24 protein-coding genes, 1 tRNA gene and 3 pseudogenes are annotated in these 25423 nt (G+C 55.0%); 24 read left to right on the top strand and 4 right to left on the bottom strand.

The genetic code is table 11. From position 1 onward, the window contains the following. Positions 1 to 53 precede the first annotated feature (53 nt). The 14 genes from V6P94_RS20975 (at position 54) to V6P94_RS20910 (ending at position 10586) form a co-directional block, all read left to right on the top strand. On the top strand, positions 54 to 800 hold the full coding sequence (locus V6P94_RS20975; protein ID WP_095035545.1) for a YebC/PmpR family DNA-binding transcriptional regulator: 747 nt from the start codon (positions 54 to 56) through the stop codon (positions 798 to 800). A 292-nt stretch (positions 801 to 1092) separates the two neighbouring features. Further along, positions 1093 to 1617 carry a crossover junction endodeoxyribonuclease RuvC gene (gene ruvC, locus V6P94_RS20970; RefSeq protein ID WP_019410235.1) on the top strand — a complete coding sequence of 175 codons (525 nt, stop codon included), beginning with the start codon at positions 1093 to 1095 and terminating at the stop codon, positions 1615 to 1617. 111 nt (positions 1618 to 1728) lie between these two features. Continuing rightward, positions 1729 to 2337: a Holliday junction branch migration protein RuvA gene (ruvA, locus tag V6P94_RS20965; protein WP_326397531.1), complete on the top strand. Its 609-nt coding sequence runs from the start codon at positions 1729 to 1731 to the stop codon at positions 2335 to 2337. After that, positions 2338 to 3396, top strand: a complete 1059-nt coding sequence (gene ruvB / locus V6P94_RS20960) for a Holliday junction branch migration DNA helicase RuvB (RefSeq protein ID WP_019823257.1) — start codon at positions 2338 to 2340, stop codon at positions 3394 to 3396. It begins immediately after the preceding gene. A 137-nt stretch (positions 3397 to 3533) separates the two neighbouring features. Continuing rightward, positions 3534 to 4001, top strand: a complete 468-nt coding sequence (gene ybgC, locus V6P94_RS20955; RefSeq protein WP_133077398.1) for a tol-pal system-associated acyl-CoA thioesterase — start codon at positions 3534 to 3536, stop codon at positions 3999 to 4001. Beyond that, a complete protein-coding gene (tolQ, locus tag V6P94_RS20950) occupies positions 3991 to 4686 on the top strand; it encodes a protein TolQ (protein WP_016782231.1) in 696 nt (231 codons plus the stop codon). The genes ybgC and tolQ overlap by 11 nt, the downstream gene beginning before the upstream one ends. A gap of 23 nt (positions 4687 to 4709) precedes the next feature. Further along, complete coding sequence (gene tolR / locus V6P94_RS20945; protein WP_162200692.1) at positions 4710 to 5162, top strand: protein TolR; 453 nt, start codon at positions 4710 to 4712, stop codon at positions 5160 to 5162. After that, positions 5162 to 6256 (top strand): cell envelope integrity protein TolA, encoded by a 1095-nt coding sequence (tolA, locus tag V6P94_RS20940; protein WP_133077399.1) that lies wholly within the window; start codon positions 5162 to 5164, stop codon positions 6254 to 6256. Before tolR ends, tolA begins: the two co-directional genes overlap by 1 nt. Before the next feature lie 47 nt (positions 6257 to 6303). Then, entirely contained in the window at positions 6304 to 7554 is a 1251-nt protein-coding gene (gene tolB / locus V6P94_RS20935) for a Tol-Pal system beta propeller repeat protein TolB (RefSeq protein WP_016782234.1), read from the top strand. Between the two features lie 51 nt (positions 7555 to 7605). After that, on the top strand, positions 7606 to 8106 hold the full coding sequence (pal, locus tag V6P94_RS20930; RefSeq protein WP_003441254.1) for a peptidoglycan-associated lipoprotein Pal: 501 nt from the start codon (positions 7606 to 7608) through the stop codon (positions 8104 to 8106). Positions 8107 to 8112: 6 nt separating this feature from the next. Then, a complete protein-coding gene (gene ybgF, locus V6P94_RS20925; protein ID WP_133077400.1) occupies positions 8113 to 8931 on the top strand; it encodes a tol-pal system protein YbgF in 819 nt (272 codons plus the stop codon). Positions 8932 to 9094: 163 nt separating this feature from the next. Continuing rightward, positions 9095 to 9742, top strand: coding sequence for a 7-carboxy-7-deazaguanine synthase QueE (gene queE / locus V6P94_RS20920; protein ID WP_133077401.1), 648 nt, complete (start codon positions 9095 to 9097; stop codon positions 9740 to 9742). 1 nt (position 9743) lies between these two features. Continuing rightward, the gene (gene queC / locus V6P94_RS20915; protein ID WP_133077402.1) at positions 9744 to 10436 is read left to right on the top strand and encodes a 7-cyano-7-deazaguanine synthase QueC; all 693 of its coding nucleotides are present in this window, start codon (positions 9744 to 9746) and stop codon (positions 10434 to 10436) included. A 74-nt stretch (positions 10437 to 10510) separates the two neighbouring features. Next, positions 10511 to 10586, top strand: a tRNA-Lys gene (locus V6P94_RS20910). Positions 10587 to 11231: 645 nt separating this feature from the next. On the opposite strand, the gene V6P94_RS20905 is transcribed toward V6P94_RS20910, so the two are convergent. Further along, positions 11232 to 13133 (bottom strand): acyltransferase family protein, encoded by a 1902-nt coding sequence (locus V6P94_RS20905; RefSeq protein ID WP_326399016.1) that lies wholly within the window; start codon positions 13131 to 13133, stop codon positions 11232 to 11234. Positions 13134 to 13711: 578 nt separating this feature from the next. Between V6P94_RS20905 and V6P94_RS20900 the strand changes: the two genes are divergently transcribed. Both V6P94_RS20900 and umuC read left to right on the top strand, forming a co-directional pair. Then, entirely contained in the window at positions 13712 to 14080 is a 369-nt protein-coding gene (locus V6P94_RS20900; RefSeq protein WP_326427249.1) for a hypothetical protein, read from the top strand. A 391-nt stretch (positions 14081 to 14471) separates the two neighbouring features. Beyond that, positions 14472 to 15749: a translesion error-prone DNA polymerase V subunit UmuC gene (umuC, locus tag V6P94_RS20895; RefSeq protein WP_219262070.1), complete on the top strand. Its 1278-nt coding sequence runs from the start codon at positions 14472 to 14474 to the stop codon at positions 15747 to 15749. Between the two features lie 174 nt (positions 15750 to 15923). Here the strand turns inward: umuC and V6P94_RS20890 are convergent. Beyond that, positions 15924 to 16079 (bottom strand): annotated as a pseudogene (locus tag V6P94_RS20890) (LysR family transcriptional regulator); the annotation flags it as partial. Between the two features lie 53 nt (positions 16080 to 16132). Here V6P94_RS20890 and V6P94_RS20885 point away from each other — a divergent pair. Together V6P94_RS20885 and V6P94_RS20880 are read left to right on the top strand one after the other, a co-directional pair. After that, positions 16133 to 16612, top strand: a pseudogene (locus tag V6P94_RS20885) (zinc-binding dehydrogenase); the annotation flags it as partial. Between the two features lie 373 nt (positions 16613 to 16985). Beyond that, positions 16986 to 17357: a hypothetical protein gene (locus V6P94_RS20880; protein WP_133077988.1), complete on the top strand. Its 372-nt coding sequence runs from the start codon at positions 16986 to 16988 to the stop codon at positions 17355 to 17357. Between the two features lie 73 nt (positions 17358 to 17430). On the opposite strand, the gene V6P94_RS20875 is transcribed toward V6P94_RS20880, so the two are convergent. Beyond that, positions 17431 to 18669 (bottom strand): acyl-CoA dehydrogenase family protein, encoded by a 1239-nt coding sequence (locus tag V6P94_RS20875; protein ID WP_133077987.1) that lies wholly within the window; start codon positions 18667 to 18669, stop codon positions 17431 to 17433. A gap of 313 nt (positions 18670 to 18982) precedes the next feature. Here V6P94_RS20875 and V6P94_RS20870 point away from each other — a divergent pair, with 313 nt between their 5' ends. Continuing rightward, entirely contained in the window at positions 18983 to 19906 is a 924-nt protein-coding gene (locus tag V6P94_RS20870; protein WP_219262072.1) for an ABC transporter substrate-binding protein, read from the top strand. Positions 19907 to 19923: 17 nt separating this feature from the next. Then, complete coding sequence (locus tag V6P94_RS20865; protein ID WP_326397544.1) at positions 19924 to 21243, top strand: LLM class flavin-dependent oxidoreductase; 1320 nt, start codon at positions 19924 to 19926, stop codon at positions 21241 to 21243. Positions 21244 to 21306: 63 nt separating this feature from the next. On the opposite strand, the pseudogene V6P94_RS20860 reads toward V6P94_RS20865, so the two are convergent. Continuing rightward, positions 21307 to 21764 (bottom strand): annotated as a pseudogene (locus tag V6P94_RS20860) (C40 family peptidase). A gap of 361 nt (positions 21765 to 22125) precedes the next feature. Here V6P94_RS20860 and V6P94_RS20855 point away from each other — a divergent pair. The 4 genes from V6P94_RS20855 (at position 22126) to V6P94_RS20840 (ending at position 25316) form a co-directional block, all read left to right on the top strand. Continuing rightward, positions 22126 to 22569, top strand: coding sequence for a GNAT family N-acetyltransferase (locus tag V6P94_RS20855; protein ID WP_326397546.1), 444 nt, complete (start codon positions 22126 to 22128; stop codon positions 22567 to 22569). Continuing rightward, positions 22566 to 23168 carry an NAD(P)H-dependent oxidoreductase gene (locus V6P94_RS20850; RefSeq protein ID WP_326397548.1) on the top strand — a complete coding sequence of 201 codons (603 nt, stop codon included), beginning with the start codon at positions 22566 to 22568 and terminating at the stop codon, positions 23166 to 23168. Before V6P94_RS20855 ends, V6P94_RS20850 begins: the two co-directional genes overlap by 4 nt. A gap of 225 nt (positions 23169 to 23393) precedes the next feature. Next, positions 23394 to 24481 (top strand): IS3 family transposase gene (locus V6P94_RS20845; RefSeq protein WP_326397549.1). Its coding sequence is split into 2 segments (ribosomal slippage): positions 23394 to 23646 and positions 23646 to 24481, totalling 1089 coding nucleotides; the frame shifts between segments, so codons are not numbered across the junction. Between the two features lie 25 nt (positions 24482 to 24506). Next, entirely contained in the window at positions 24507 to 25316 is an 810-nt protein-coding gene (locus V6P94_RS20840; RefSeq protein ID WP_326397551.1) for a type II secretion system F family protein, read from the top strand. The last annotated feature ends 107 nt before the right edge of the window (positions 25317 to 25423 follow it).

Here is a 25423-nt window from a genome sequence, read left to right as displayed (position 1 = left end):
TTTATTGCCAGGTCTTGGCCTGGCAAGGTTTTTAAAGGGATTCGGAGTGCGTTATGGCAGGTCATTCTAAGTGGGCGAACATCAAGCACCGCAAAGAGCGTCAGGATGCCAAAAAAGGCAAGATTTTCACCAAGTGGATCCGTGAACTGACCGTCGCTGCCCGTCAGGGCGGCGGTGATCCGGGTTCCAACCCGCGTCTGCGTCTGGCGCTGGACAAGGCCCTTGGTGCAAATATGAGCCGCGACATCATTGATCGTGCGGTCGCACGCGGCGCAGGCGCAGCAGACACCGACGACATGGTCGAGTTGAGCTACGAAGGCTACGGCCCGGGCGGTGTTGCCGTGATGGTTGAGTGCATGACCGACAACCGCAATCGCACCGCAGCAGCTGTGCGTCACGCGTTCAGCAAGTGTGGCGGCAACCTTGGCACTGACGGCTCCGTCGCTTATCTGTTCGAGCGCAAGGGGCAGATCTCCTACGCCGCCGGCGTCGATGAAGATGCGCTGATGGAAGCTGCGATGGAGGCCGATGCTGACGACGTGGTGACCAACGAAGACGGTTCGATCGATGTGTTCACGTCGTTCTCCAGCTTCTATGCCGTGCGTAACGCATTGGAAGCTGCAGGATTCAAACCAACAGACGCTGAAATCGTCATGTTGCCGACCACCAGTGCCGAGCTTGATCTGGAGGGCGCTGAAAAGGTGCTCAAGATGATCGACATGCTTGAAGACCTGGATGACGTACAAAACGTATATTCCAACGCTGAAATCCCTGACGCCGTCCTGGAACAGCTTGCCTGAGACTTTGGTGTCCTGCCTCGCAAGTATTGATCCTTTTTGACTGCGTCTGTTGTTGCCATGCTGCGTTGCCGCCCCTCCCCATAGCCAGCTATGAGTCGTCGCGGCGTCTTGCCTGACAACAACAGCCACTTTTCAAAAAAGAATCATATTGGTGAGGCAGAACACTGACTGCGTCAATCAAGAGGCCGGAGGTGCTCCGTCGCGACAATCGCGGCGCTGTGCACCTCCGGCTTCTGCCTTTAAGCTGTCCGGGTATTTGCCGGTGGGCGTCACTTCATAAGCTGCAGGCGTTATGACTCTTATTCTTGGTATCGATCCGGGTTCGCGAATCACTGGCTATGGCGTAGTGCGAGACACTGGGCGTGGTTGTGTGTATGTGGCTTCGGGGTGTATTCGTACAGGTAGTGGCGAACTGCATGAGCGGTTGCAGATTGTCTATCGTGGGGTGCGTGAAGTTATTCAGACGTATGGCCCCGTTACTATGGGCATCGAAAAGGTGTTCATGGCGCGCAATGCCGACTCGGCACTCAAGCTGGGTCAGGCCAGGGGTGCGGCGATTGTTGCCGGGGCCGAGGAAAGCCTGGAGATCGCCGAATATTCGGCAACTCAGGTCAAGCAGGCTGTGGCCGGTACTGGTGGTGCCAATAAGGAGCAAGTGATGATGATGGTCATGCACCTGCTCAAACTGACCACTAAGCCGCAAGTCGATGCATCCGATGCGCTGGCAATTGCCTTGTGTCATGCCCACACTCGCTCGAGTCTGTTGCCCCACGGTTTGGGTGCGGCGCGAAGCCGTGGTGGGCGTTTGCGGCTCTGAGACGTGATTTTTAACCTGATTATGCTTGCTGGCAGGGTGTCATCTGTAATGATGCGTCCCTGTCGTTCTACTTGTCAGCCATTGATCTGGCCAGAGAAAAGGATCTGAAACGTGATTGGACGCTTGCGCGGCACTCTGGCTGAAAAACAGCCGCCGCACCTGATTCTTGATGTAAATGGCCTGGGCTACGAGCTGGAAGTGCCCATGACCACGCTCTATCGGTTGCCGTCCATCGGCGAGCCTCTGACCCTGCATACCCATCTGGTAGTTCGCGAAGACGCCCAGTTGCTCTATGGTTTCATAGGCAAGCGCGAGCGCGATTTCTTTCGTGAACTGATCCGGCTCAACGGTGTCGGTCCAAAGCTGGCCCTGGCTTTAATGTCCAGCCTTGAAGTCGATGAGCTTGTTCGTTGTGTGCAGGCTCAGGATACGTCCGCCTTGACCAAGGTCCCGGGTGTCGGGAAAAAGACAGCCGAGCGATTGCTGGTCGAATTGAAGGATCGCTTCAAGGCATGGGAGCAGGTGCCAAGCATGTTCGCCCTGGTGCCTAACCAGCCTGATGCCACGATACAGGTGGCCAGTGCTGAAAGTGATGCGGTCAGTGCCTTGATTTCCCTGGGTTACAAGCCCCAGGAAGCGAGCAAGGCTGTTTCGGCAATCAAGGACAAAACGTTGAGCAGTGAAGATATGATTCGTCGCGCCCTTAAGGGGATGATTTAAGTGATTGAAGCTGATCGTTTGATAACGGCCTCAGGCGGACGAGACCGGGAAGAGGTTCAGGACCGGGCAATTCGTCCTTTGAGCCTGGCCGACTATATTGGTCAGCCAACCGTACGTGAGCAAATGGAGCTGTTTATCCAGGCTGCACGCGGGCGTTCGGAGTCGTTGGACCACACGCTGATTTTCGGGCCGCCGGGACTGGGCAAGACCACGCTGGCCAATATCATTGCCCAGGAAATGGGGGTATCCATTAAAAGCACGTCAGGTCCTGTGTTGGAGCGCCCGGGCGATTTGGCGGCCTTGCTGACCAATCTTGAGCCCCATGACGTGCTGTTTATCGATGAAATCCATCGTCTGTCACCCATCGTCGAAGAAGTGCTCTACCCGGCAATGGAAGACTTTCAGCTCGATATCATGATTGGCGAAGGGCCAGCAGCGCGCTCCATCAAGCTAGACCTGCCGCCTTTTACCCTGGTGGGTGCGACGACCCGCGCCGGGATGCTGACCAACCCTTTGCGCGATCGTTTCGGGATTGTTCAGCGACTGGAGTTCTATAGTACTGACGACCTGGCGACGATTGTCAGTCGCTCCGCGGGGATTTTTGGTCTGCCACTCGATCCTGAGGGGGCTTACGAAATTGCCCGGCGGGCTCGCGGTACACCGCGGATTGCCAACCGTTTGTTGCGTCGTGTGCGAGATTTTGCCGAGGTACGGGCCAAGGGGCACATCACCAAGCCGGTGGCAGATCTGGCGTTGAACCTGTTGGACGTTGATGAGCATGGTTTTGATCATCAAGACCGGCGTTTGCTGCTGACCATGATCGAGAAGTTCGATGGTGGGCCGGTAGGTGTAGACAGTCTGGCCGCTGCGATCAGCGAAGAGCGTCATACAATTGAAGATGTGCTGGAGCCGTATCTGATCCAGCAGGGCTACATCATGCGCACGCCGCGTGGGCGCGTTGTGACCCGTCATGCGTATCTGCACTTCGGTTTGAATATTCCGTCCCGTCTGGGTGACATGCCTGTGGTAGACGAATTTTTGAATGCCCTGGACGATTAATAAGCCCTTGGCGGCCGATTTTTTTAAGGTTTTTGCTGTCTCAAGGGCTGGCGTTGAAAATCTTGGGTCATAAAGCTCAAGAAGCGTAAAAAACAGTCGTCTGGCGGATTGGCAACCTGAGGAGTAAGCACTAGAGTATGCGCGCGCAAAACAGGCTAGAGCCATTCGCACATCGCTGTCGCGTTTATTATGAGGACACCGATGCGGGTGGCGTCGTGTATTACGTAAATTATCTAAAATTTATGGAGCGGGCTCGAACCGAAAGGCTACGGGAGATGGGCTTTGCCCAGTCCGAGCTTGTGGGTGAGAACCTGTTATTTGTCGTGCATTCCAGCGAGGCGCGTTACCACGCACCGGCGCGACTGGACGACGAACTGTTGGTAAGTGCGCAAGTAACAGAGCTCAACCGTGCCAGTCTGCGTTTCAAGCAACAGGTCTGGCGGGCTGCAGATGCAACGTTGCTCTGTGAAGGGCAATTTTTGGTGGCCTGTGTGCGCGCCGATAGTTTCAAACCCCGGGCCATTCCCGAAGCTTTACGTACGGCCTTTGCCGACGTGAGCGGCGCGGGTAAACATTTAGAGCAGGAGATAAAGCGTGGAAGCTAACGTCGTCGACCATTCCTCCATGTGGAGCTTGGTTAGCAATGCCAGCATTGTTGTGCAGTTGGTAATGTTGACCCTGCTGGCCGCATCGGTTACCTCGTGGGTCATGATTTTTCAGCGCAGCACAATGCTGCGCGCCGGTCGACGTGCCCTGGAAAGCTTTGAAGAGCGTTTCTGGTCGGGTATCGACCTGTCGAAGCTGTATCGTCAGGCAGGCAGCAATCCTGATCCGGACTCTGGGGTTGAACAAATCTTCCGTGCCGGTTTCAAAGAGTTCTCGCGTCTGCGTCAGCAGCCGGGCGTTGATCCTGAAGCGGTGATGGAAGGTGTTGCACGTGCCATGCGAGTCGCCATCTCCCGCGAAGAAGAAAAGCTTGAGCAAAGCTTGCCGTTCCTGGCCACTGTAGGTTCCGTGAGCCCGTATATCGGTCTGTTCGGTACCGTATGGGGCATCATGAACTCCTTCCGTGGCCTGGCAACTGCCCAGCAAGCAACACTGGCTACCGTAGCGCCAGGTATTGCCGAAGCACTGATTGCAACGGCCATCGGCTTGTTCGCTGCTATCCCGGCGGTTATCGCGTACAACCGTTTTGCAGCTCGCAGTGAAACCCTGATCAGCCGCTACTACACCTTCGCCGACGAATTCCAGGCGATCCTGCACCGCAAAGTGCACACCAGCGAAGAATAAGCAGGTAATTTCCAATGGCTTTAATCGCTCGAGCTCGCAAGAAGCGCAAGCCGGTTGCCGAGATGAACGTGGTGCCTTACATCGACGTGATGCTGGTACTGCTGGTTATCTTCATGGTGACCGCTCCGATGCTCAATCAGGGTGTGAAGGTTGATTTGCCCAAGGTCTCCAGCGAGGCTTTGCCGCAAGACAACAACACTCAGGTTCTGACTATTTCGATCAAGGCTGACAAGACCTATTTCTGGAATCTTGGCAGTGAAGTTGATACCGATAAGCAGATGGACAAGGCAATGACCTTGCCTCAGATGACTGACGCTGTAACTAAGATCATTCGCGCAGGCAATGAAGGCGGCAAACACACCCAGGTCTTCATTCGCGGTGACAAAACCGTTGATTACGGCGCGGTAATGGGTGCTATGGGTGGCCTTCAGAAGGCCGGGGTCGGTAACGTTGGCTTGATAACCGAGGCTCCCTGATGCGCGAACAGCGGGAGCCGTCCGCCTCTGAAAATTATTTTTGGCCTACAGTCTGGGCGATAGGGCTGCACGTTCTGATTTTTGGCATGCTGTTTGTCAGTTTTGCCATGACCCCGGATCTGCCGCCTTCAAAACCGATTGTTCAGGCAACCTTGTATCAACTGAAGTCAAAAAGTCAGGCGACCACTCAGACCAATCAAAAGATTGCGGGTGAGGCGAAGAAATCCGCCGCGCGTCAGACCGAAGTCGAGCAGATGGAACAGAAGAAGGTTGAGCAGGAAGCTGTAAAAGCCGCGGAACAAAAGAAAGAAGAGGCTGCCGAAAAAGCTGCAGAAGCCAAGAAAGCTGACGAAGCCAAGGCGAGCGAAGCTAAAAAGGCAGACGAGGCCAAGAAGGCTGATGAAGCCAAGAAAGCCGACGATGCTAAAAAGGCTACGGAAGCTAAGAAAGCCGAAGAGAAAAAACTGGCTGACATAGCCAAGAAAAAATCCGAGGAAGAGGCCAAGAAGGCCGCGGAAGAAGAGGCCAAGAAAAAGGCCGCGGAAGACGCCAAGAAAAAAGCGGCTGAAGATGCGAAGAAAAAAGCAGCTGAAGACGCCAAGAAAAAGGCCGTAGCAGACGAGGCGAAGAAGAAAACCGCCGAAGATGCGAAGAAAAAGGCCGCTGCCGATGCAGCCAAGAAAAAGGCCGTAGAAGCAGCACGTAAATCGACCGAAGAGAAAAAGGCGCAAGCCTTGGCTGATTTGCTTTCCGACACGCCGCAACGCCAGCAAGCTCTGGCAGATGAGCAAGGTGATGAGGTCGCCGGCAGTTTCGATGACCTGATTCGTGCTCGTGCAGCAGAAGGGTGGGCTCGTCCGCCGTCGGCGCGCAAGAACATGACAGTGGTGCTGCAAATTGGCATGTTGCCAGATGGCACGGTGACGTCTGTGACGGTTGCCAAATCCAGTGGTGACGGGCCGTTCGATAGCTCGGCTGTGGCAGCGGTCAAGAACATTGGCCGTTTAACGGAAATGCAGGGTATGAAACCCAGCGATTTTAATCCTTATCGATCATTCAAGATGACATTCACACCTGAGGATCTAGCCTTGTGATTAAACTTTTTCGAGGACTGCTGGTCGTCGTCTGCTGCTTGGCAGGGATGGCTGTAGCAGATGAAAAGAACATTCTGGTCACCAGCGGTAGCGACCGGGCGACGCCTATTGCCGTAGTGCCTTTTGGCTGGCAGGGCGGCACCGTATTGCCGGATGACATGGCTGAAATCATCGGCAATGACCTGCGTAACTCGGGTTATTACGCGCCGATTCCAAAGCAGAACATGATCGGCTTGCCGACTCAGGCCAGCGAAGTCATTTTTCGCGACTGGAAAGCCCTGGGTGCCCAATACGTAATGGTCGGTAATATCGTGCCAGCGGGCGGTCGCCTGCAGGTGCAATATGCTTTGTTCAACGTTGCCACCGAGCAGCCAGTATTGACTGGCAGTGTGTCGGGAACGGCTGAACAATTGCGGGACATGGCGCATTACATCTCCGACCAGTCGTTTGAAAAGCTGACGGGCATCAAAGGTGCATTCTCAACTCGCCTGCTTTATGTAACAGCAGAACGTGCAAGTGCAACCAACACCCGTTACACCTTGCAGCGCTCGGACTACGATGGTGCCCGTGCCGTTACTTTGCTGCAGTCGCGCGAGCCGATCCTGTCGCCGCGTTTTGCACCGGATGGCAAGCGCATCGCTTATGTATCGTTCGAGCAGAAACGTCCTCGTATCTTTGTGCAGAACATTGATACTGGTCGTCGCGAGCAAATCACCAACTTTGAAGGTTTGAACGGTGCGCCTGCATGGTCGCCGGATGGCTCCAAGCTGGCGTTCGTATTGTCCAAAGACGGCAATGCCGAGATCTACGTGATGGATCTGGCTTCCCGTGGGTTGACTCGCGTCACCAACAACCCGGCAATCGATACCGAACCGTTCTGGGGTAAAGATGGTTCTACCATCTACTTCACCTCTGACCGTGGCGGCAAACCGCAGATTTACAAAACCAATGTAGGCAGCGGTAACGCAGAGCGCGTGACGTTTATCGGGAACTACAACGCCAGTCCCAAGCTTTCGGCTGACGAAAAGACCCTGGTAATGATCCATCGTCAGGACGGTTTCACCAATTTCCGTGTTGCGGCGCAAGATTTGCAACGTGGAAGCGTGAAAATCCTCACAGATACCAACCTTGATGAGTCTGCTACTGTTGCACCCAACGGCACCATGGTAATCTACGCCACCCGCCAGCAGGGCCGGGGAGTCTTGATGCTCGTGTCTATCAATGGACGCGTAAGGCTCCCTCTTCCTACCGCTCAAGGCGAAGTCAGAGAACCTTCCTGGTCCCCTTACCTGAACTGACGTGGTGCTGTACGTTTCACATAACACTTGGGGTTCATTAGGAGTTTTACGATGGAAATGCTGAAGTTTGGTAAATTTGCTGCGCTGGCACTGGCCATGGCTGTAGCTGTAGGTTGCTCGTCCAAAGGCGGCGACAATGCCGGTGAAGGCGCTGCTGTTGATCCAAACGCTGGTTACGGCGCAAACACTGGCGCTGTTGATGGTTCCCTGAGCGAAGAAGCTGCTCTGCGCGCTATCACTGTTTTCTACTTCGAATACGATTCTTCGGACCTGAAACCAGAAGCAATGCGCGCTCTGGACGTTCATGCTAAAGACCTGAAAGCTAACGGCGCTCGCGTTGTTCTGGAAGGTAACACTGACGCCCGTGGTACTCGTGAGTACAACATGGCACTGGGCGAGCGTCGTGCGAAAGCCGTTCAACGCTACCTGGTACTGCAAGGCGTTTCTCCAGCACAGCTGGAGCTGGTGTCCTACGGTAAAGAGCGTCCAATCGCTACTGGCAACGACGAACAGTCGTGGGCTCAAAACCGTCGCGTCGAACTGCGTAAGTAATTCGTCATGCGAACGTGCCGCCGTGCTGTAACTATTCTGACTCTCAGCCTCATGCCGCTAGCGGCATGGGCTGCGGTTCCTGTGGTCGATGACAACTCTGGCTATAACAATAGCGGGGGGAGTTATCCATCACCGGGTTATGGTGCGAGCGGCGCCTATGCCGGGGGAGGGGTTTCGGCCCCTGTCTCGGCACAGGGCGAGCTGTTCAACCAGTTGCAACAAATGCAGGAGCAGATTGCACGCCAACAAGGTGTGATTGAAGTTCTGCAAAATGATGTTTCGCGCATGAAACAAGAAAGCCTGGAGCGATACCAGGAACTTGATCGGCGCATTGGTGCTGGCATTGCTCCTGCAGCCACTCCTGATAATTCTTCTGCCGGTGGTGCTAACGCCGCCGGTAATACAGCAGCGCCTGCTACTCAGGCTGCTGCCAGTTCGGAACCAGGTGATCCTGCGAAAGAAAAGCTCTATTACGATGCTGCTTTCGACTTGATCAAAGCCAAGGATTTCGACAAGGCCAGCCAGGCATTTACGGCCTTTCTGCGCAAATACCCAAACAGCCAATATGCGGGCAATGCCCAATACTGGCTGGGTGAAGTGAACTTGGCCAAAGGCGATTTGCAGGCCGCTGGCCAGGCATTTGCCAAAGTCAGTCAGCTGTATCCCAAGCATGCGAAAGTACCGGATTCACTCTATAAGCTTGCTGATGTAGAGCGCCGCCTGGGTCACACAGACAAGGTTAAAGGCATCTTGCAGCAGGTAGTGGCCCAGTATCCGGGTACTTCGGCTGCTCAGCTGGCTCAGCGCGATTTGCAGCGCATGTAAGCATTAACCGGCTTAAATCGAGAAACCCGCGCCTATCGCGGGTTTTTTCGTTAGAATCCACGCCCTTTTATGAAATACGCTCCTCTTAATCCTGCGTGAGCAGATTCTTTGGAGTGCCTGACGGAGGCGGACAGCCTGTTTAGCTGTTACGCCCGTGGCGAATATGCAAGACACATTGAGAATTACCGAAGTTTTTTACTCGTTGCAGGGTGAAACGCGAACGGCTGGCCTGCCCACCGTTTTTGTACGCCTGACCGGTTGCCCTTTGCGCTGCGGTTACTGTGACAGCGCTTACGCCTTCAGTGGCGGGACTGTGCGCCCTCTGGACGACATCCTCCAGCAAGTTGCCGACTTTCGTCCGCGTTACGTATGTGTGACAGGTGGCGAGCCGCTGGCTCAGCCCAATGCCATTCCTCTGCTCAAGCAACTCTGTGATGCTGGCTACGAAGTCTCGATCGAGACCAGCGGTGCGCTGGACATCTCGGCAGTCGACCCGCGCGTTAGCCGCGTTCTTGACTTGAAAACGCCGGGCTCCAAAGAGTCCCATCGCAACCTCTACGAAAACATCGCTTTGTTGACGCCTAATGATCAGGTCAAGTTCGTGATCTGTTCGCGGGAAGACTACGACTGGGCGGTATCCAAGCTGATTGAGTATGGTCTGGATCGACGGGCGGGCGAAGTGCTGTTTTCGCCGAGTCACCATGACTTGCCGGCCCGTGATCTGGCTGACTGGATCGTGGCGGATAACCTGCCTGTACGTTTGCAAATGCAGCTGCACAAATATCTGTGGAATGACGAGCCGGGGCGCTGAAATGACCGAACAAACTGTTGTCACCGAAAAAAGAGCCGTGATCTTGCTGTCTGGCGGCCTCGACTCAGCAACTGTCGTGGCCATGGCTCGTGCTGAAGGCTATAGCTGCTACACCATGAGCTTTGATTACGGTCAGCGTCACCGTGCCGAACTCGATGCCGCAGCGCGTGTTGCACGGGATCTGGGGGCGGTTGAGCATAAAGTCATTGGCCTGAACCTGGACGGTATTGGCGGCTCGGCACTGACCGACACTTCGATTGACGTGCCAGAAGCTCCAAGTGAAGGCATTCCGGTTACCTACGTACCCGCACGCAACACGGTGTTCCTTTCTTTGGCGTTGGGTTGGGCTGAAGTGCTTCAGGCGCGAGATATCTTTATCGGCGTCAATGCTGTGGATTACTCCGGCTACCCGGATTGCCGCCCGGAGTTTGTTGAAGCATTTGAAGTCATGGCGAACCTGGCAACAAAGGCCGGTGTAGAGGGGCAGGGTTTTCGAATCCAGGCGCCTTTGCAAAACATGAGCAAGGCTCAAATTGTGCAAGCGGGTACAAAGCTGGGTGTGGATTACGCGTTGACAGTTTCTTGCTACCAGGCGGACGCCCAAGGCCAAGCTTGTGGCAAGTGTGATAGCTGCCGCCTGCGTGCGGAAGGCTTCGCAGCAGCCGGAATTATTGACCCAACCCGTTATTTTTGAATTATTTCGAATTTATTTCGAACAAGGTGTTGAATTCTCGTTAGAAATCAGTATTATACGTCCCACAACGAAGCGGGTCGTTAGCTCAGTTGGTAGAGCAGTTGGCTTTTAACCAATTGGTCGTAGGTTCGAATCCCACACGACCCACCATATGCAACACCAAAACAGCCGGTCTAATCCTCAGGATTAACCGGCTTTTTTGTGTCCGGGATTTGGTAAGGCAAGAAAATGCGTATTCCTCCAGGCAGGGGCGGGTGTGATAACGCGACAGTTGTGAGGGGGTAATCACTTGCGGCTCTGTCGCCAGTGGCTTGCTCAGTGACTGAAACCTGAGGTTGATCATCTCGATACGGTCCTCGATCATGATCGCCTGTTCCTCGTCCACTGCATCCGGTGGGCTTATCAGGCTTGGCCGACCGCGTCAGAGGTGCTTCGAGTGAATCCTTGTTGGCGGTGGTTCTCAGGCTGTTGGTGGGCAGGGAGAGGCTGACGAGCAGCATGGTGCGGGTTTGGTGTGGGAGGTCTTGGACGGCCTTGCGTGAGTGCGAGCTCGGTATCGATGCTTGTTCTGAGGCTTGGCACTCGTGTGCATGACACCCCAAAGGCAAAGCGACCAGTTTTATGGTCGCTTCATGGCGGTCAACTGGACGCAACTCATGCTCAAGGGGTTCAAGCCGGTTGGCCCGCAATCAACCTGTGTTGGCGGACCTTTTTTATGGAGGGCAACTACCGGATCCCCAAAACGGCCCGGATGAGTCGCTATCCAGTGCCAGTTCAATCGAGGATGAGAAAGATTTAAATCTTTTCAATGACTCCATTGAACAACCCTTTCAGCTGCTCATTGCCAGCATCTACTAGATGGTTGTCATCGTAGTACAGAGGTACACCGTCCCTTGAACCCATGCATTGTCCGTTTGGGCAAAGGTATGGGGTTGGGTCAATAACCTTGGCATTGCACTGCTTTGCCGCGACTTCAATGGCGTGGTTGGCTATGCGATTACGTTGCTCGTAGTCCTGCAGTGAAACAGTGATGTCCGATGAGGACTGGAAAATGCGTTTGTGCAGGTTCAAGCCTTTGTAGATATTGAACGGCATTTCCGGGATCGGTTTGACGATATACACAGGACGATTTTCTGCGATAGCACACACAACCTTGGTGTACTCGGCGGCGTATGCATCGGCAAATGACTGACCCGTCAGGTGCTCCTGGCCCGGGAAGTACACGCGGTAACTATTGCCTCTGCTTGTATCGGTGTACATGGCCGCTCTACTGAACAGAACGACGGGTACACCCTGGTGTGAGTTTTTCAGTGCCAGAAGCTTTTCGCTGTTGAATCCGTGGCATTTGCTCTCCAGATCTTTGTCATGCATTGCAAAGTTCTGCAGGGTTGGGCAGCCCCCGCGGGCCCAGGATAAGGCTGCCTGGCCATTTTCAACCTGGACAGCCGCAGCAGTCGATTGGGCGTGACTGTCACCGAATAAAATGACAGACACGTCGCCTGAGCCCAGTTTGCATTCGGCGGCATTATAGGGATTGGAGATGCACTCTTGTGTGTAGAGGCTGCTGGTGTATTCGGGTTGGCCGAGGTCTACATAAGCAAACCGAATGCCAGGATGGTCCTTGGCGACGGAGGAGATGATGGCCGCGAAGCCGACCATCAACACGACAAAGGATGCATATTTGAAGATCGTCCGGGGTGCCGTGATGATTTTTCTTGTCTTCGATTCAATCAGGTAGAACGAAAGGGCTCCGAGCACGAAAGACATCACGATCGCCGCCAGTACATGCGGCCAGCTGTTTAGCAGCCCGCATGTAAAGAGGAACACGACTAGCGGCCAGTGCCATAGATACACGGAGTACGAGATGGTTCCAGAGAACTGCAAGGCGCGGCTATTACTGAAGGCCGACTGAGTATTTGCGATGATTACCAGCGCGGTGCCTAGTACGGGCAACAGGGCCAGGTATCCCGGCCAGAGGTCCTGCTCGGAGAAACAGAAAATACTTAGCAGGATTGCGCCTAGCCCGAGCCCTTCAAGTGTGTAGCTGATTCGTTTACTCAGTTGCAGCGGGAACAGGAATACCAGCCCGCCGACGATCAGTTCCCAGGCGCGGGTAGGCAGCATGTAGAACGCAAAAACCGGATTGGTATTGGTCAGATAGACCGATGCGCCCAGCGACCCTAGCGCGAGCAATACAAGCGCCGTTTTGGTCTTGTGTATGCCCAGGAACTTGTAGAGTGCCATCAGCAGCACGGGGTAGAGCATGTAGAACTGCCACTCGACCGACAACGACCAAGTGTGCAACAGCCAGTTCTCGTGCAGCGGTGCGTCGAAATAGCCTCCGCTTTTGGCGAACATGAAGTTGGAGCTGAAGAGCAGGCTGCTTTTGATTGCTCTGATCAGTTCCCGGTAGTCATCAAGGGGGAAATAGATAAAACCGAAGATCAGCAGCGCCGCACACAGTGTCAGCAGCGCCGGGACAATTCGCCGTGCTCTGGATGCGTAAAACGCTAATAGAGAGAAATTTTGCTTCTGGAGCCCGCTGACGATGATCCCTGTCATCAAGAAGCCGGATATAACGAAGAAAATATCGACCCCTGAAAACCCGCCGTCGAATCCTCCAATCTTGAAGTGAAACAGCACGACGGAAATAACCGCAAGTGCTCGAAGCGAGTTTATGTTTTTTCGGAAGTGCATTTGTGTGTCCATGATCACAGTTTTAATAATATGGCATTATAGTGGCCATCATAGCATGTTAGAGCCCAAAAGCGCTGTATTCCAAACTACAAGAGATATCACATGTCGAGCTTTTCCGCTCGCTAGTATCCGGAGTAGTGATTACTTAAAGAAAGATTTGTAGTGATTTTTTTGGCTGTGCAGGGTGTGCTGAAGTGGTTTGAGTGCTTGTGATAGAGCGGGTGCGCGCGCTTTATTTGGTGGGTTCATCTCTGTGGTGAATGCTTGTAAGTTGACAAGAATTTAAGCGGTATATAAGAAATATAATGCGCTGTTCGGAGGGTGGTAGTTGAAAGTTTATCTTCGTATGAGTGTGACTTCATAAGTAATGACTCCCCGTCAGGTACCCGTGGCGGCGCATATTTTCTGTTGAGTTGAACGTGTAGCCGCGGAACTTGTACTTAAGCAAGGTAGTTAGGCAGGGTAAATGTGAAGTAGGAATTGATTCACCTGAAATTAGGAAATTTCCCGCGATCGCAGCCAGAGCCATGGTCTTTTGACAGTAGTTTAATAGCAGCCTCACTACTGAGGGGTATGTCATGGCTAAGGATTTGATGGTTTCGTTTCGTGACGAGGTGCTTCGCAAAGGACTTGAATCCACTTTGTCCTGCAACTTGAATGACAAGTGGCTGGAGCTGTTGGCTGCGCAGTTGGAGGCGTACTTTGAGCGCGATGTCGAGGAGGCACTGTCTCTCCCGTTCGCCGCTGTGCTGCATATCTTGTGCTCCAAGAGTGGAGGCGAGGCCATCACGGTCTCACAAGACAAGCTGTTCGATCACCTCTGTGATTACCGTATTGAGTTAGGGCTTGAAGAGATAAGGCGAAAGACAGATTCAGCTAATGAGCCAGCCAGTTTGCAGACGATTTTTACCAACCGCGCTGTCACGTTTCGTGGCGCAGAAGATTAATCGGCCACCATCGATTGCGGTGAGCCGATGCTTGATTTGCTGGCCCCTGTAGACGCTGTCACCGGGCCGGTGACATGAGCGTCAACTCGGGCCTGGATATCCTCGGCACTTATCTGTGACGAAGATTGAGAGTGCTCACCTGCGACAAACCCCGGCCTCCTCCCGTCAGAAAACCCTGACAGAAATATTGACCAGACACGTCCTACAGCGTTAACTGTATATTCATACAGTTAATTAAAAGCGTGCGTCATGAGCTTTACACTCTTGGGCCTTCAGGCTGAAGGCGGCGTCCGTTTACCCCTTCACGCGTTCAAAATGTCTGCAGTTTTCCCGTTACCGGCTGCTGACGCTTGCTCGAACGGGGGGGTGGTTACTCACAGCGTGCGCCGCCATGGTCACTAAGCCCAGGCCGGTTTTTGCATTGATTGACTGCAACAGCTTTTATGCCAGTTGCGAGCGGGTATTCCGACCGGACCTGGCGAAAGTTCCCATTGTGGTGCTGAGCAACAATGATGGCTGCGTCATCGCTCGCAGTTACGAGGCCAAGCCCTTTGTGAAAATGGGTGAGCCTTATTTCCAGATCAAGCAGCGCCTCCAGCAGGAGGGGATCGTTGCGTTCTCATCGAACTATGCGCTGTACGGTGACATGAGCGAGCGGGTCATGAGCCTGATCGAATCCATAGTGCCGGCAGTGGAGGTCTACAGCATTGATGAGTCGTTTGCTGACCTGACCGGTATCGCAGACGTCATCGCCCTGGGCAGGCAGTTGCGAGCCAGAATCCTCAAGTGCACCGGCATACCCGTGGGTGTTGGTATTGGCCACACCAAAACCCTGGCCAAGCTCGCCAACCATACGGCCAAACGCCTCCAGACACGCACCGGTGGTGTGGTGAATCTGTGCGGTGATCTTGAACGCGACTGGGTGCTGCGTAATACGGCCGTGTCTGAAGTGTGGGGGGTAGGGCGCCGCATGACCGCTCACCTTGAAAGCATGGGCATCAAGACTGCGATGGACCTGGCCAAGGCTGACCCCTGGTCACTTCGTAAAAAGTTCAGCGTTGTGATCGAGAAAACGGCACGTGAGCTGTCGGGCACCTCATGCCTGGAGTTGGACGAGCCTGACCCACCGAAGCAGGAGATCTGTTGCAGTCGAATGTTTGGCAAACGGCTGACCGAGCTGGCACCGATCAAAGAGGCCGTGGCCACGTACATGATGCGTGCCTCGGAAAAACTGCGAGCGCAAAAATCTTACTGCAAGAAAGTCCGGGTCAGCATCCGCACAGGCATGTTTAACCCGGATGAAGCGAAATACGCGAAAGGCGTCGTCGTGACCCTGCCATACCCGACGGATGATGTGCGGCTGCTGACCAAGGCGGCCGTTGATGCGTTGGAGCATGTTTTTCAGCCCGGCTTCAAGTACAGCAAGGCCGAGGTGCTGCTGCTGGATCTTCGCCAGCCCGGGGAGTTTTCCGATGATCTGTTTGCGATGAATCAGCCCGCAGAAGCATCCAGGGTGATGGCGGTTCTGGATCAGATCAACGGGCGTTGGGGCAGGGGGACGTTACGTGCCGCCAGTGTGCCGAGCAAGCCGGATTGGAGCATGCGTCGGGAGATGATGAGCCAAAGCTTTACGACGAGGCTGGATCAGTTGTGGCGGGTTTCGTGTTAATGGGTGAAAAACTGTCGTGGCCTGCTGGTCCGGGTGGTAACAGTTCAGTGTTCGCCTCATACAAGTTTTAAGTCGATTTGAGGCTGTAAAATGTCCCCCCGGCCGATGTCTGCGCAGCCTGCGAGCAAATCAGACTCAGCCTGCAAACAATCAGGATTGAATCCTGGCTCTCTTTTACTCCAGCCAGGAGTGAGAAAGGAGGGCAAACCGCTGATTCACCCAGTCAACAAAAGCGTGAGCCTGCGGAGCGAGGTGGGATCTGCTCGGATACAGCACGGATACCGGGCGTGGGCGTGGCCGATATTTTTCGAGCACTTGCACCAAAGATCCCTTCGGCGACCAAATCGACTGTTCGGTCGGTCACGCCTAAAGTCATTTCGATTCAACTGGCCACCGCCCTCGGTGCAAAAGTCATTGTGACGTCGAGCAGCGACCGGAATCTGGAAGCTGCAATCAAGCTTGGCGCAGTAGTTGGCGTTAACTACCGGGCTAATCCCAAGTGGGAAAATGAAGTTCTGGGCCTCACGGACGGCAAAGGCGTTGACCTGCTTTTGGACGTTGCGGGTGGCAATGGCCTGAACCAGTCAATTGCTGCAACCAAAGCCGCAGGCAAGATCGCTCAAATCGGCTTCCTGACGGGGCAGACCACCGCGCTGAGCCTGATGCCGCTGATCTTCCGGCAGACGACCATACGCGGCATCGCGGTCGCGCCACGCTCTTTGTTTGATCGAATGAATGCCTTTCTCAACGAAAACGAGATCAGTCCCGTAATCGATAAGGTCTATTCGTTTGAAGAAGCGCGACAAGCCTACGAGCACTTGGCGAGGGGCGCCTTCGGAAAGGTCGTGATCAAGATTTCCTGATTGTACGGTCGGGTGAGAGGTTGAGTTTCAGGTCATCCGGCCTTGCCGCCCTGTGTGCGAAAGCACGCGGGGCGTTTTAGCAGGTCACGTCATAAGTTGTTGTTTACGGAAGAAAAGCTGTAGGAGATTTCGTATGAATTAGAAGGTTTGGTCTTGATTGGTTCGGTATCGCTTACCTGATTTGCGTAGGGGGGTGTTCAGTGCCAGTTTTACAGGCCGCCACCGTACTTGTTATGTGCTACTCGACAAGTACGCAATGGCAACAAACCGGTCTCCATAAGTTCAGAGGATAAAGATGAGTACTATCACGTGCCCCAGTTGCGGGAATGAGGCCAGTGCGTTCGGCACGGTTACGAATTGCTGGTGTGACAAAATGTATTGTGACCATACCAGCGGCATGTTTGCTTCTTACAGTTGTACCTGTGGTTCGAGGGGGGTAACCCCAGAGGCGAAACAACATCAGGAACACCAGGAAGCCAAATTCCTGAACGAAATGGCCCGTGATGTTTCGGCCCTGCTCATGACGCTGCCGAGCATAATCACGGAGACATTTTCGGTTCAGAGTGCCATCGCCAACTACGAAGATGTGCAAGTGGTTTTCACCAATGGGCGTAGTGCAGCGATCACTGTGACCTGCGTGTACTCGACCCCTAAGGAGTTCCAGGTAGCCAGCAATGATCAGATCGTTGTGGCGAAAGGAGGAAGGGAGCTCAAGGCGGCGCTGGCAAGCATTGCCAATGCTTGATCTTTCCAGTTGAACCTTCACCGGCTACCCGCTCAGCCTGTCTGTAGGGCAGGCTGAGCGGGTAGCCGGGTACTCAGCCCTTGGCTACACCCACCCGCCACTGCGAGGGCGGTACCAGGCCGTTGACCAGGTAGTTGCCCACGATGCGCGATTTGTACACGCGGGGGTTGTGGTTGGCCAGGGTGCGTGCGTTGCGCCAGAGTCGATCCAGCGCCTTGTTGCTGGCGGTAGCGCTGGCACCCAGGGCATCGAACAGCGCTGTGGTCGCTGCGAGCGTGGCATCCACCACGGGATTGACTGCCAGGCACACTTCAAGCTCGGCCAGTGCGACCTGCGGGTCGTCGTGGGCCAGCGGTTGGTCACTGGCTATCGTGTACTGCGCGGTTTGCTCCAGACGCTGCGCAGCCTGCCGGGTAATGGCATGTGCCGCGTAGGCCTGGCTTGCCACTTCGCCGATCACTTGCAGCAGTTGCACATCTTGCGCGGCGACATCGGCATTGCCGGTGGAAAAGGTTCTGGATCGTTTGCTCAGCTCATCGGCGCCACTCAAGGTTGCGCGGCGGGCGATGCCGGCGAGGGTGCTCAGGTGATAAATCTGAAAGAACGATTGCCCATAGGCAAAACGCTGGTCAGTGGGGCGCGGTTCATCATCCAGTCGCACGTTATCAAAGATGCAGGTGCCGCTGGCCGTCAGGCGTTGGCCAAAACCGTTCCAGTCGTCAATGACCTGTACTCCCGGCGCTTTAAGGTTGACCACTACGCTGTACAGCGTCCCGTCGTCACCGGTGCCGATCGTGTTGATCAGGTCGCTGTAAAGCGCCCCGGTGGTGTAGAACTTTTTCCCGCTGATACGCAGCGAGCCGTCGTCAGAGCGATGGATGCGTGTTTCAAACTCGCCACGGGTCTGTGTGCCCACTTCGGTACTGCCTGGCGAGAGCAGCGCGCCTTGGCTGAGCGTGTCGAGCCACTTTGCCTGCCACTCGGGACTCTTTGAAACCAGCACTTCCTCGCAAAAACCAAAATGCCCGCGCAGGGCCTGGGTGATGTTCGAGTCTGCTGCAGACAGTTCGGTCAACAGGGTGAGCAGCTCAACCAGCGTGGCGTCTTGCCCTCCATAAGTGGCGGGCAAGCGCCAGCGCGGCAAGCCCAGTGCATTCAATTGCTGGATCACAGTGGCAAGGCTGCTGCGTGACCCGTCAGCCTCTGCGGCTTGCGCACTGATGTGTTCAAACAGCGGGCGAAAGGGGGCTGCCAATTGTTCGTAACGATCGGTCGGGGCGGTGCCCCATAGGTTCAATTCAGGATTAGGCATGCAATCTGACCTTGCCGGGCCTGCGCTCAAAGGCGCACTGGCGCTGGAATGAGTGAAGTAAATGCGATTGGGCCCAGTGGTCTGGTGAGGTCACCTTAATCCTGGATGGGTTAAATGCTTAATACCAAAAACAGCTAACCAAATACCCGGACAGGGTTCTATGTATATGCCTTAAAAGTATTAGATGTTTATGTCTTTATTGCGTTAGCTTCTAAAAACGCCACGCTTGGCGATCCATAAAGCCTCTTTTCTCAATGCCAGACTGCATGCCTACAGATGGTTGAGTTATCCGTTAACTCTGTAGGAATCTTTAATGACAACACGTCGAAAATTGCTAACCCTGCTGGGTCTGGCCTCGCTGGCGCTGCAGGGCGCACCCACTTATGCTGCTGCACCGCAGACCCTGGTCGTGGGGGATCAGTTCTTCTCCAATCGCATTGTTCTGGAGCTCTCGGGTGAGCTCAAAGACTTGCCTTACACCATCGACTTCAAACGCTTCAATACCGGCTCTCCCGTGGCTTCGGCAGTCGCCAGCGGCGCGCTGGATATTGGTGTGGTGGGCGACACCCCGGTGATCAGCCTGGCGGCCAACGGAGCTCCGGTCAAAGTGGTGGCCAGTACCCAGACCAGCCTCAACGGCGTAGGCATCGTGGCCCGCCCGGGTATTAAGTCGGTGGCGGACCTCAAAGGCAAAACCGTCGCGATCTGGAACGGCTCGTGGAGCCAGCAGATGATGTTCAAGGCGCTGGATGAAGCCGGAGTCCCGCGTGACAGCGTGAACTACAAGTTCCTGTTGCCCGCTGAGGCGAGCATGGCCTTGAGCCAGGGTGACATTGACGCCTTTGGTACCTGGGAACCCTATGTTTCCTTGCAGGAGAAAGAGGGCAGCACGTTGATCCGCAATGCCAAGGGGTTGATGAGCGCACCGACCTATGTAGTTGCGTATGAGCCGGTGCTGGCGCAAAAGGGCGAGATCATCAAGGACTTTGTTGAGCGTCTGACCCGTGCCCGGGTATGGAGCCAGAGCCATGTCGACGAATACGCGGCTGCCTGGTCCAAGGCCAACCAGTCTTCCCCGGAAATCGCCAAGGCCTGGTTCAAGCGTGATGCCATTACCGTATTGCCCATCTCGCCCACCATCGTCAGCGAAGCCCAGGCCACCTCTGATTTTCTCTACGACGCCAAGCTGCTGAAAAAGCCCTACGACGTCACTCCCATGTTTGACCGCGCACTCTGATCACCGAGGAAAACCTTATGGCCAAGCAAATGGCATTGGCGGGGTTCATGCTTTCGGGCCCCGTGGTACATAGTCACGCGGTGTGGCGTCACCCGCAGACCCATAGCCACTTTCTCGACCCCGACTACTACATCGAAATTGCCAAAACCCTCGAAGACGGCTGCTTTGACCTGTTGTTTTTTGCCGATCGCCTGGCGGTTGGCGATCAGGCCGGGCAATCACGTGCGCGCTCTTTTGAGCTGGGTGCCCAGGATGCTGCGCGGCTGGACCCGTTGCCGATTCTTAGTCTGCTGGCCGGTCACACCAGGCATATTGGCCTGGGGCTGACGCGTTCCACCACCTACTACCAACCACCCCATGTAGCGCGGGCGATTGCCTCCCTCGATCACATTTCCAAAGGGCGAAGTGCGTGGAACATCGTCACGTCCATGAACGACAGCGAAGCGCGTCTGTTTGGTCATGCGCAGCATCTGGCCCATGACCAGCGATACGCCCGTGCCGATGAGTTTGTCGAACTGGTGCTCAAGTTGTGGAACAGCTGGCAGCCTGATGCGCTGGTGCTGGACAAGGTTCGCGGCATTCTCGCGGACCCGGACAAAATCGATGCCTTCAAGCACCGCGGTACTTTCTTTGAGTGTGAGGGGCCGCTGAATATCCCGCGTGTACCCCAGGGCCAGCCCGTATTGATTCAGGCCGGGGCGTCGGGCCGTGGTCGGCAGTTTGGTTCGCGCTGGGCAGAGGTCATTTTCAGCATCAACAGTCGGGTAGAGCGCATGCTCGAATTCCGTCAGGACATCCACCAGCAAATGCGCGCCATTGGCCGCAACCCCGATGACTGCAAAATTCTCACGGCGGTCATGCCATTCATTGGCGGCACTGAAGCCGAAGCGATCAAAAAGCGCGATGAACACAATGCATTGGCCAACCCTGAACTGGGGGTGATCACCCTGTCGACCCAGTCCAATTTCGACTTCACCCGGTTCCCGCTGGACACCCGCCTGCTGGACATCGCCAGGCACTCGGCGACGCCGGACGTGATTGCGCAAAAACTGCGTCTGGAGCGCGACATCACCCTTGGCGAGTACGGTGCCATCATGGCCGCCAGTATTCGCGTACCGCAATTGGCGGGCACCGCCGAAAGCGTGGCGCAGCAACTGATTGACTGGTTGGAGCAGGGTGCTTGCGACGGCTATGTGGTATCGCCTGCCTACCTGCCAGGCACCTTCACGGAATTCACCGAGTCGGTGGTGCCGATCCTGCAACGTCGCGGTTATCTGCGCACGGCGTATGAACACCCGACGTTGCGCGGTCATCTGGGCTTGAAGAGTTTTGGCTGAGATTACAAAGCGAGGGGCTTACCCCTAAACCCCTCGCAGATAACTTACTACTCGGTAGAGCCATCAATACGTCCGCTTCTGTGAGCGGTTGAATCCTTGTGTGCGGCCATAGAAGCGGCGAGCGGTGGTGTAGTTTTTCTTCCAGTACGAATTGTCCATCGAGTTGATACGAATCGTCTTGCCCGTGCGCGGTGCATGAATAAAACGGTTATCGCCGATGTACAGGCCGACGTGATTGCTCCGCGTCCCCCCTTGGGTACGGAAAAAACGGCATCGCCAGGTTTGAGTTGATGCCGGGCGACCTTTTGCAAGTCTGCATTCAGCATGGCCGAAGTGGTTCTTGGTATATGGATATTGGCTTCGTTTTTGAACAGGTAGACCAGCATGCCGCTGCAATCGAAGCCCTTTTCCCGCGACATGCCGCCCCACAGGTAAGGGATGCCCAGCAAGGAGTGGGCGCTGTCGATGACCTTTTTGACGTGCAGTGGTGAAGAACTTTCTTTTTTAACCGATTGTTGAATGGCCCAGGAATACGTTTTGTAAAGATCGGTGGCGGACGCAATGCTGGAGCCGGCGAATGTAAAAAACAAGAACAAAGAAATGAATCTGGACACAAGTAACCTTCTATTTGATGAGGGTACTTGAAGTCTAAATTCGTCAGTACTACGCAGAAACGGGAAAATTCCTACGCATATTGGCGGAAATTTCCGAGTCCGACGAACAGTACTAGTTGTATTTAGAAAAGCGTCTCAGGGGGGGATATCCGCGCTGGGGCAGGGCGCTCAGTGATAATCATGGCCTGGTCATTTAGTCATTTTGTGGCTCTGGGTGGTATGCCGTTACCGCTCTAAAGTGGAGCCACTTTCCTAATGGCTGACCATCATGAATTTCACACTGCAACATCTTGAGGACGAGCCGGCACTGTGTGTCAGTTTTGACCTGATGCGCGTCTTGCGCCCACATCTGCGAGATCCCGCAACCTATTCAACGCAACTGCTGCGACAGGTGGCTCAGGGCTACCGTCTGCTCGCTGCCTGGCAGGAGCATACTCTGGTCGGGCTGGCGGGGTACCGCGAGATGGAAAACCTGATCTATTCGCGCTTTATTTATGTCGATGATCTGGTGGTGAGCCCCGATTTACAGCGTTCAGGTGTGGGGAGTCGCCTGTTGAGCCGCGTTCGCGAAGAAGCGATGCCGCGCCAGTGCGATCATCTGGTACTGGACACGGGGCTGCACATGGCGCTGGCTCAGCGTTTCTATTTCCGCCAGGGCCTGCTGGCGCATGGCATGCACTTCACCCAGACCCTCACCGGGGAGCAACCATGAACAATGCATTGCTGATCAACGCCAGCCCCCACGGGCACTTTTCCCATGCCAGTCGGCTGGCTCGCGAATTTTTGGCATCCCTGCGCCAACGCTATCCTGATCTTGCATGGGTGGGGCGTGACTTCAGCGAGCAACCGTTGCCGCCGCTGGGCATCGATTACGGCGCCGCGCTGGCGACACCCACACCGTTCGAGGCCCCGGTGTTCGATGTGTCCGAGGCGCTGATTCGTGAGCTGGAAACCAGCGACATGCTGGTGATCTCCACGCCCATGCACAACTTCACCGTCCCGGCAGCTCTCAAGCTGTGGATCGATTACGTGTTGCGCATTCATCGCACGTTCAGCGCAGGCCCCGAGGGCAAAACCGGGTTACTTGCCGATCGTCCGGTGTATGTGCTGGTGGGCTCGGGTGGTTTTCATCAGGGGGAAAGGGCGCGGCAACCGGATTTTCTGACGGACTACCTGCGTTATGCCCTGAACACGCTTGGGCTGTTTGACATTCACTTTGTCTATTTGCAGGGCCTTGTGTTTGGCGAGGCGGCAGTGGCAGCAGCACTCAAGGATGCCCGTGAGCAACTTGCACGCTTGGCCGACCAATAGCCCTTCCTTCAACCCTCGGCACTGTGGGCCAGGCTCTCGATTACTTGCGTGAGTACGTCATAGGTTCCGGAGCCTTGTTAACTGTTAAATCTGTTTTATCTTCCATAAATTAGATACTTATCTAATCTAACTATTTTGTGGAATTTTCGTGCGAGGGTAATCCCCCCTGAAAAAAGTACTCATCAGAAGTAGAATTTTCTCCTGACCGGATCAAGGAAATTTTGCGTGAAGACATCGCGTTTTTCAGACAGCCAAATCATGGCCATCCTCAAGCAAGCCGAGGCCGGAACTCCAGCACCAGAGCTGTGCCGCGAGCACGGCATCAGTTCGGCTACGTTCTACAAGTGGCGTACCAAGTTCGGCGGTATGGACGCATCGTTGCTGACTCGACTGCGCGAGTTGGAGGACGAAAACCGGCGACTTAAAAAAATGTACGCCGAAGAGCGCCTCAAAGCCGAAATCATCCAGCAAGCCATGGCAAAAAAGTGGTGAAGCCATCGCGACGACGAGAGATGGCGCAGGAAGTGGTTCGTTCAGGTCGGTGCAGCATCAAGTTGGCGTGCCTGGCTTTCAGAGTTAGCCTCACGTGCTATCGCTATCAGCCGCGTTTGGCGCCTGAAAATGCCGTGATTGCCGATAAACTGATCCAACTCACGTACAACCAGCGTAACTGGGGGTTTGGCTTGTGCTTTCTGTATCTGCGCAACGTGAAGGGCTATCGCTGGAATCACAAACGGGTTTATCGGATTTACCGCGAACTGGAGCTGAATCTACGCATCAAGCCACGTAAGCGCATCGTACGCGAGAAACCTGAGCCGCTTGCCGTTCCTGAAGCCACTAATCAGTGCTGGTCGATGGATTTCATGCATGATCAATTAGCGGATGGGCGCAGTTTTCGGGCCTTCAATTTGATTGATGATTTCAACCGTGAAGCCCTGAGCATGGAAATTGATTTGTCTCTGCCGGCTGAACGTGTGGTGCGGGCGCTGGATCAGGTCATTGAATGGCGCGGGAAACCGCAGGCAATCCGCAGTGATAACGGCCCCGAATTTATTAGTGCCAAACTTACAGTCTGGGCCGAAAAACGGGGCATCCGTTTGGAATATATTCAGCCGGGCAACCCGCAGCAGAACGCCTACGTCGAACGCTATAACCGCACCGTCCGTTACGACTGGCTGGGCCATTACTTGTTTGAATCGATAACTGAAGTTCAGGACTACGGCACGAACTGGATCTGGACATACAATCACGAGCGCCCGAATATGGCGCTCGGAGGCATTACCCCTAAACAAAAGTTGGCCCTTGTGGCCTGATCTCTATTTCTGGTGAGTATTAGAAATGGGGGGATTACCGGGTCATGGCACAGACCATCGGGCGCCACCGAGCAATCTGCAAATGATGCTTGAGCAGGTGGGGCAGCGCTTCAGTGCCGGTGAGACCCGGCGCTCATCGGCCACCCGCACCCTGTTGACCCATGCCGGTTATCGCTCGCCGTCGGCGGTGCAAGTGTACTGGGCGATTCGGCTGCTGCTGCTGCCCTTGCTGCTGACAGGTATTACGCTTGTGGCGTTGCCGTTTATTACTAATATGTCGCTGCTACTGGGAGTTGGCCTGTTGATGTTGGCACTTGGGGTGGGGTGGCTGGTTCCGGCGGTCTATGTGGGCGCACGCAAGCAGGCACGCATGTCGCGGCTGCTGATTGCTTTCCCGGATGCGCTGGACCTTATGGTGGTGTGCGTGGAGTCGGGGCTCGCCTTGCCGCAGGCAATCGAGCGGGTCTCAGAGGAAATGGCCGTCAGCCAGCCCGATCTTGCCCTTGAGCTGGCACTGGTCAACGCCGAAGTGCGTGCGGGTGTTCCAAGCACTGAGGCCCTCAAGCACCTGGCCGAGCGTACCGGGCTGGAAGACATTCGCGGGCTGGTGAGCTTGCTGGCGCAGAGCATCCGCTTCGGCACCAGTGTGGGGACCACCTTGCGGATATATGCCGAAGAATTTCGCGATCGGCGTACGCAACTGGCTGAGGAAAAAGCTGCCAAGGTCGGTACAAAACTGGTCTTTCCGCTGATCTTTTGCCTGTGGCCCAGCTTTTTTCTGGTTGCCATCGGGCCTGCGATCATTAGCGTGTTCAAGGTTTTCGGAAAGATCTAAGGGAGGGGCGCGCGCAGCGCTCCTTTTTCCGAAAAAACGCTCGATCACTTGCCCGCCGTCGCCCGCGCAACATTAAACTTTTGAATCCCAAGGATATTCTGTAGCCT

The sequence above is a fragment of the Pseudomonas sp. ML2-2023-3 genome, from assembly GCF_037055275.1.
GTDB lineage: Bacteria > Pseudomonadota > Gammaproteobacteria > Pseudomonadales > Pseudomonadaceae > Aquipseudomonas.
This window is presented reverse-complemented; position numbering and strand designations above follow the sequence as displayed.

Coding starts and splice junctions, on each gene's coding strand:
- V6P94_RS20875 (WP_133077987.1), bottom strand. CDS start 18,669: ATGCCTAATCCTGAATTGAACCTATGGGGCACCGCCCCGACCGATCGT.
- V6P94_RS20865 (WP_326397544.1), top strand. CDS start 19,924: ATGGCCAAGCAAATGGCATTGGCGGGGTTCATGCTTTCGGGCCCCGTG.
- queC (WP_133077402.1), top strand. CDS start 9,744: ATGACCGAACAAACTGTTGTCACCGAAAAAAGAGCCGTGATCTTGCTG.
- umuC (WP_219262070.1), top strand. CDS start 14,472: ATGGTCACTAAGCCCAGGCCGGTTTTTGCATTGATTGACTGCAACAGC.
- V6P94_RS20975 (WP_095035545.1), top strand. CDS start 54: ATGGCAGGTCATTCTAAGTGGGCGAACATCAAGCACCGCAAAGAGCGT.
- V6P94_RS20905 (WP_326399016.1), bottom strand. CDS start 13,133: ATGCACTTCCGAAAAAACATAAACTCGCTTCGAGCACTTGCGGTTATT.
- V6P94_RS20900 (WP_326427249.1), top strand. CDS start 13,712: ATGGCTAAGGATTTGATGGTTTCGTTTCGTGACGAGGTGCTTCGCAAA.
- tolA (WP_133077399.1), top strand. CDS start 5,162: ATGCGCGAACAGCGGGAGCCGTCCGCCTCTGAAAATTATTTTTGGCCT.
- pal (WP_003441254.1), top strand. CDS start 7,606: ATGGAAATGCTGAAGTTTGGTAAATTTGCTGCGCTGGCACTGGCCATG.
- tolB (WP_016782234.1), top strand. CDS start 6,304: ATGGCTGTAGCAGATGAAAAGAACATTCTGGTCACCAGCGGTAGCGAC.
- V6P94_RS20870 (WP_219262072.1), top strand. CDS start 18,983: ATGACAACACGTCGAAAATTGCTAACCCTGCTGGGTCTGGCCTCGCTG.
- V6P94_RS20850 (WP_326397548.1), top strand. CDS start 22,566: ATGAACAATGCATTGCTGATCAACGCCAGCCCCCACGGGCACTTTTCC.
- ruvC (WP_019410235.1), top strand. CDS start 1,093: ATGACTCTTATTCTTGGTATCGATCCGGGTTCGCGAATCACTGGCTAT.
- V6P94_RS20855 (WP_326397546.1), top strand. CDS start 22,126: ATGAATTTCACACTGCAACATCTTGAGGACGAGCCGGCACTGTGTGTC.
- ybgF (WP_133077400.1), top strand. CDS start 8,113: ATGCGAACGTGCCGCCGTGCTGTAACTATTCTGACTCTCAGCCTCATG.
- ybgC (WP_133077398.1), top strand. CDS start 3,534: ATGCGCGCGCAAAACAGGCTAGAGCCATTCGCACATCGCTGTCGCGTT.
- queE (WP_133077401.1), top strand. CDS start 9,095: ATGCAAGACACATTGAGAATTACCGAAGTTTTTTACTCGTTGCAGGGT.
- V6P94_RS20880 (WP_133077988.1), top strand. CDS start 16,986: ATGTATTGTGACCATACCAGCGGCATGTTTGCTTCTTACAGTTGTACC.
- V6P94_RS20840 (WP_326397551.1), top strand. CDS start 24,507: ATGGGGGGATTACCGGGTCATGGCACAGACCATCGGGCGCCACCGAGC.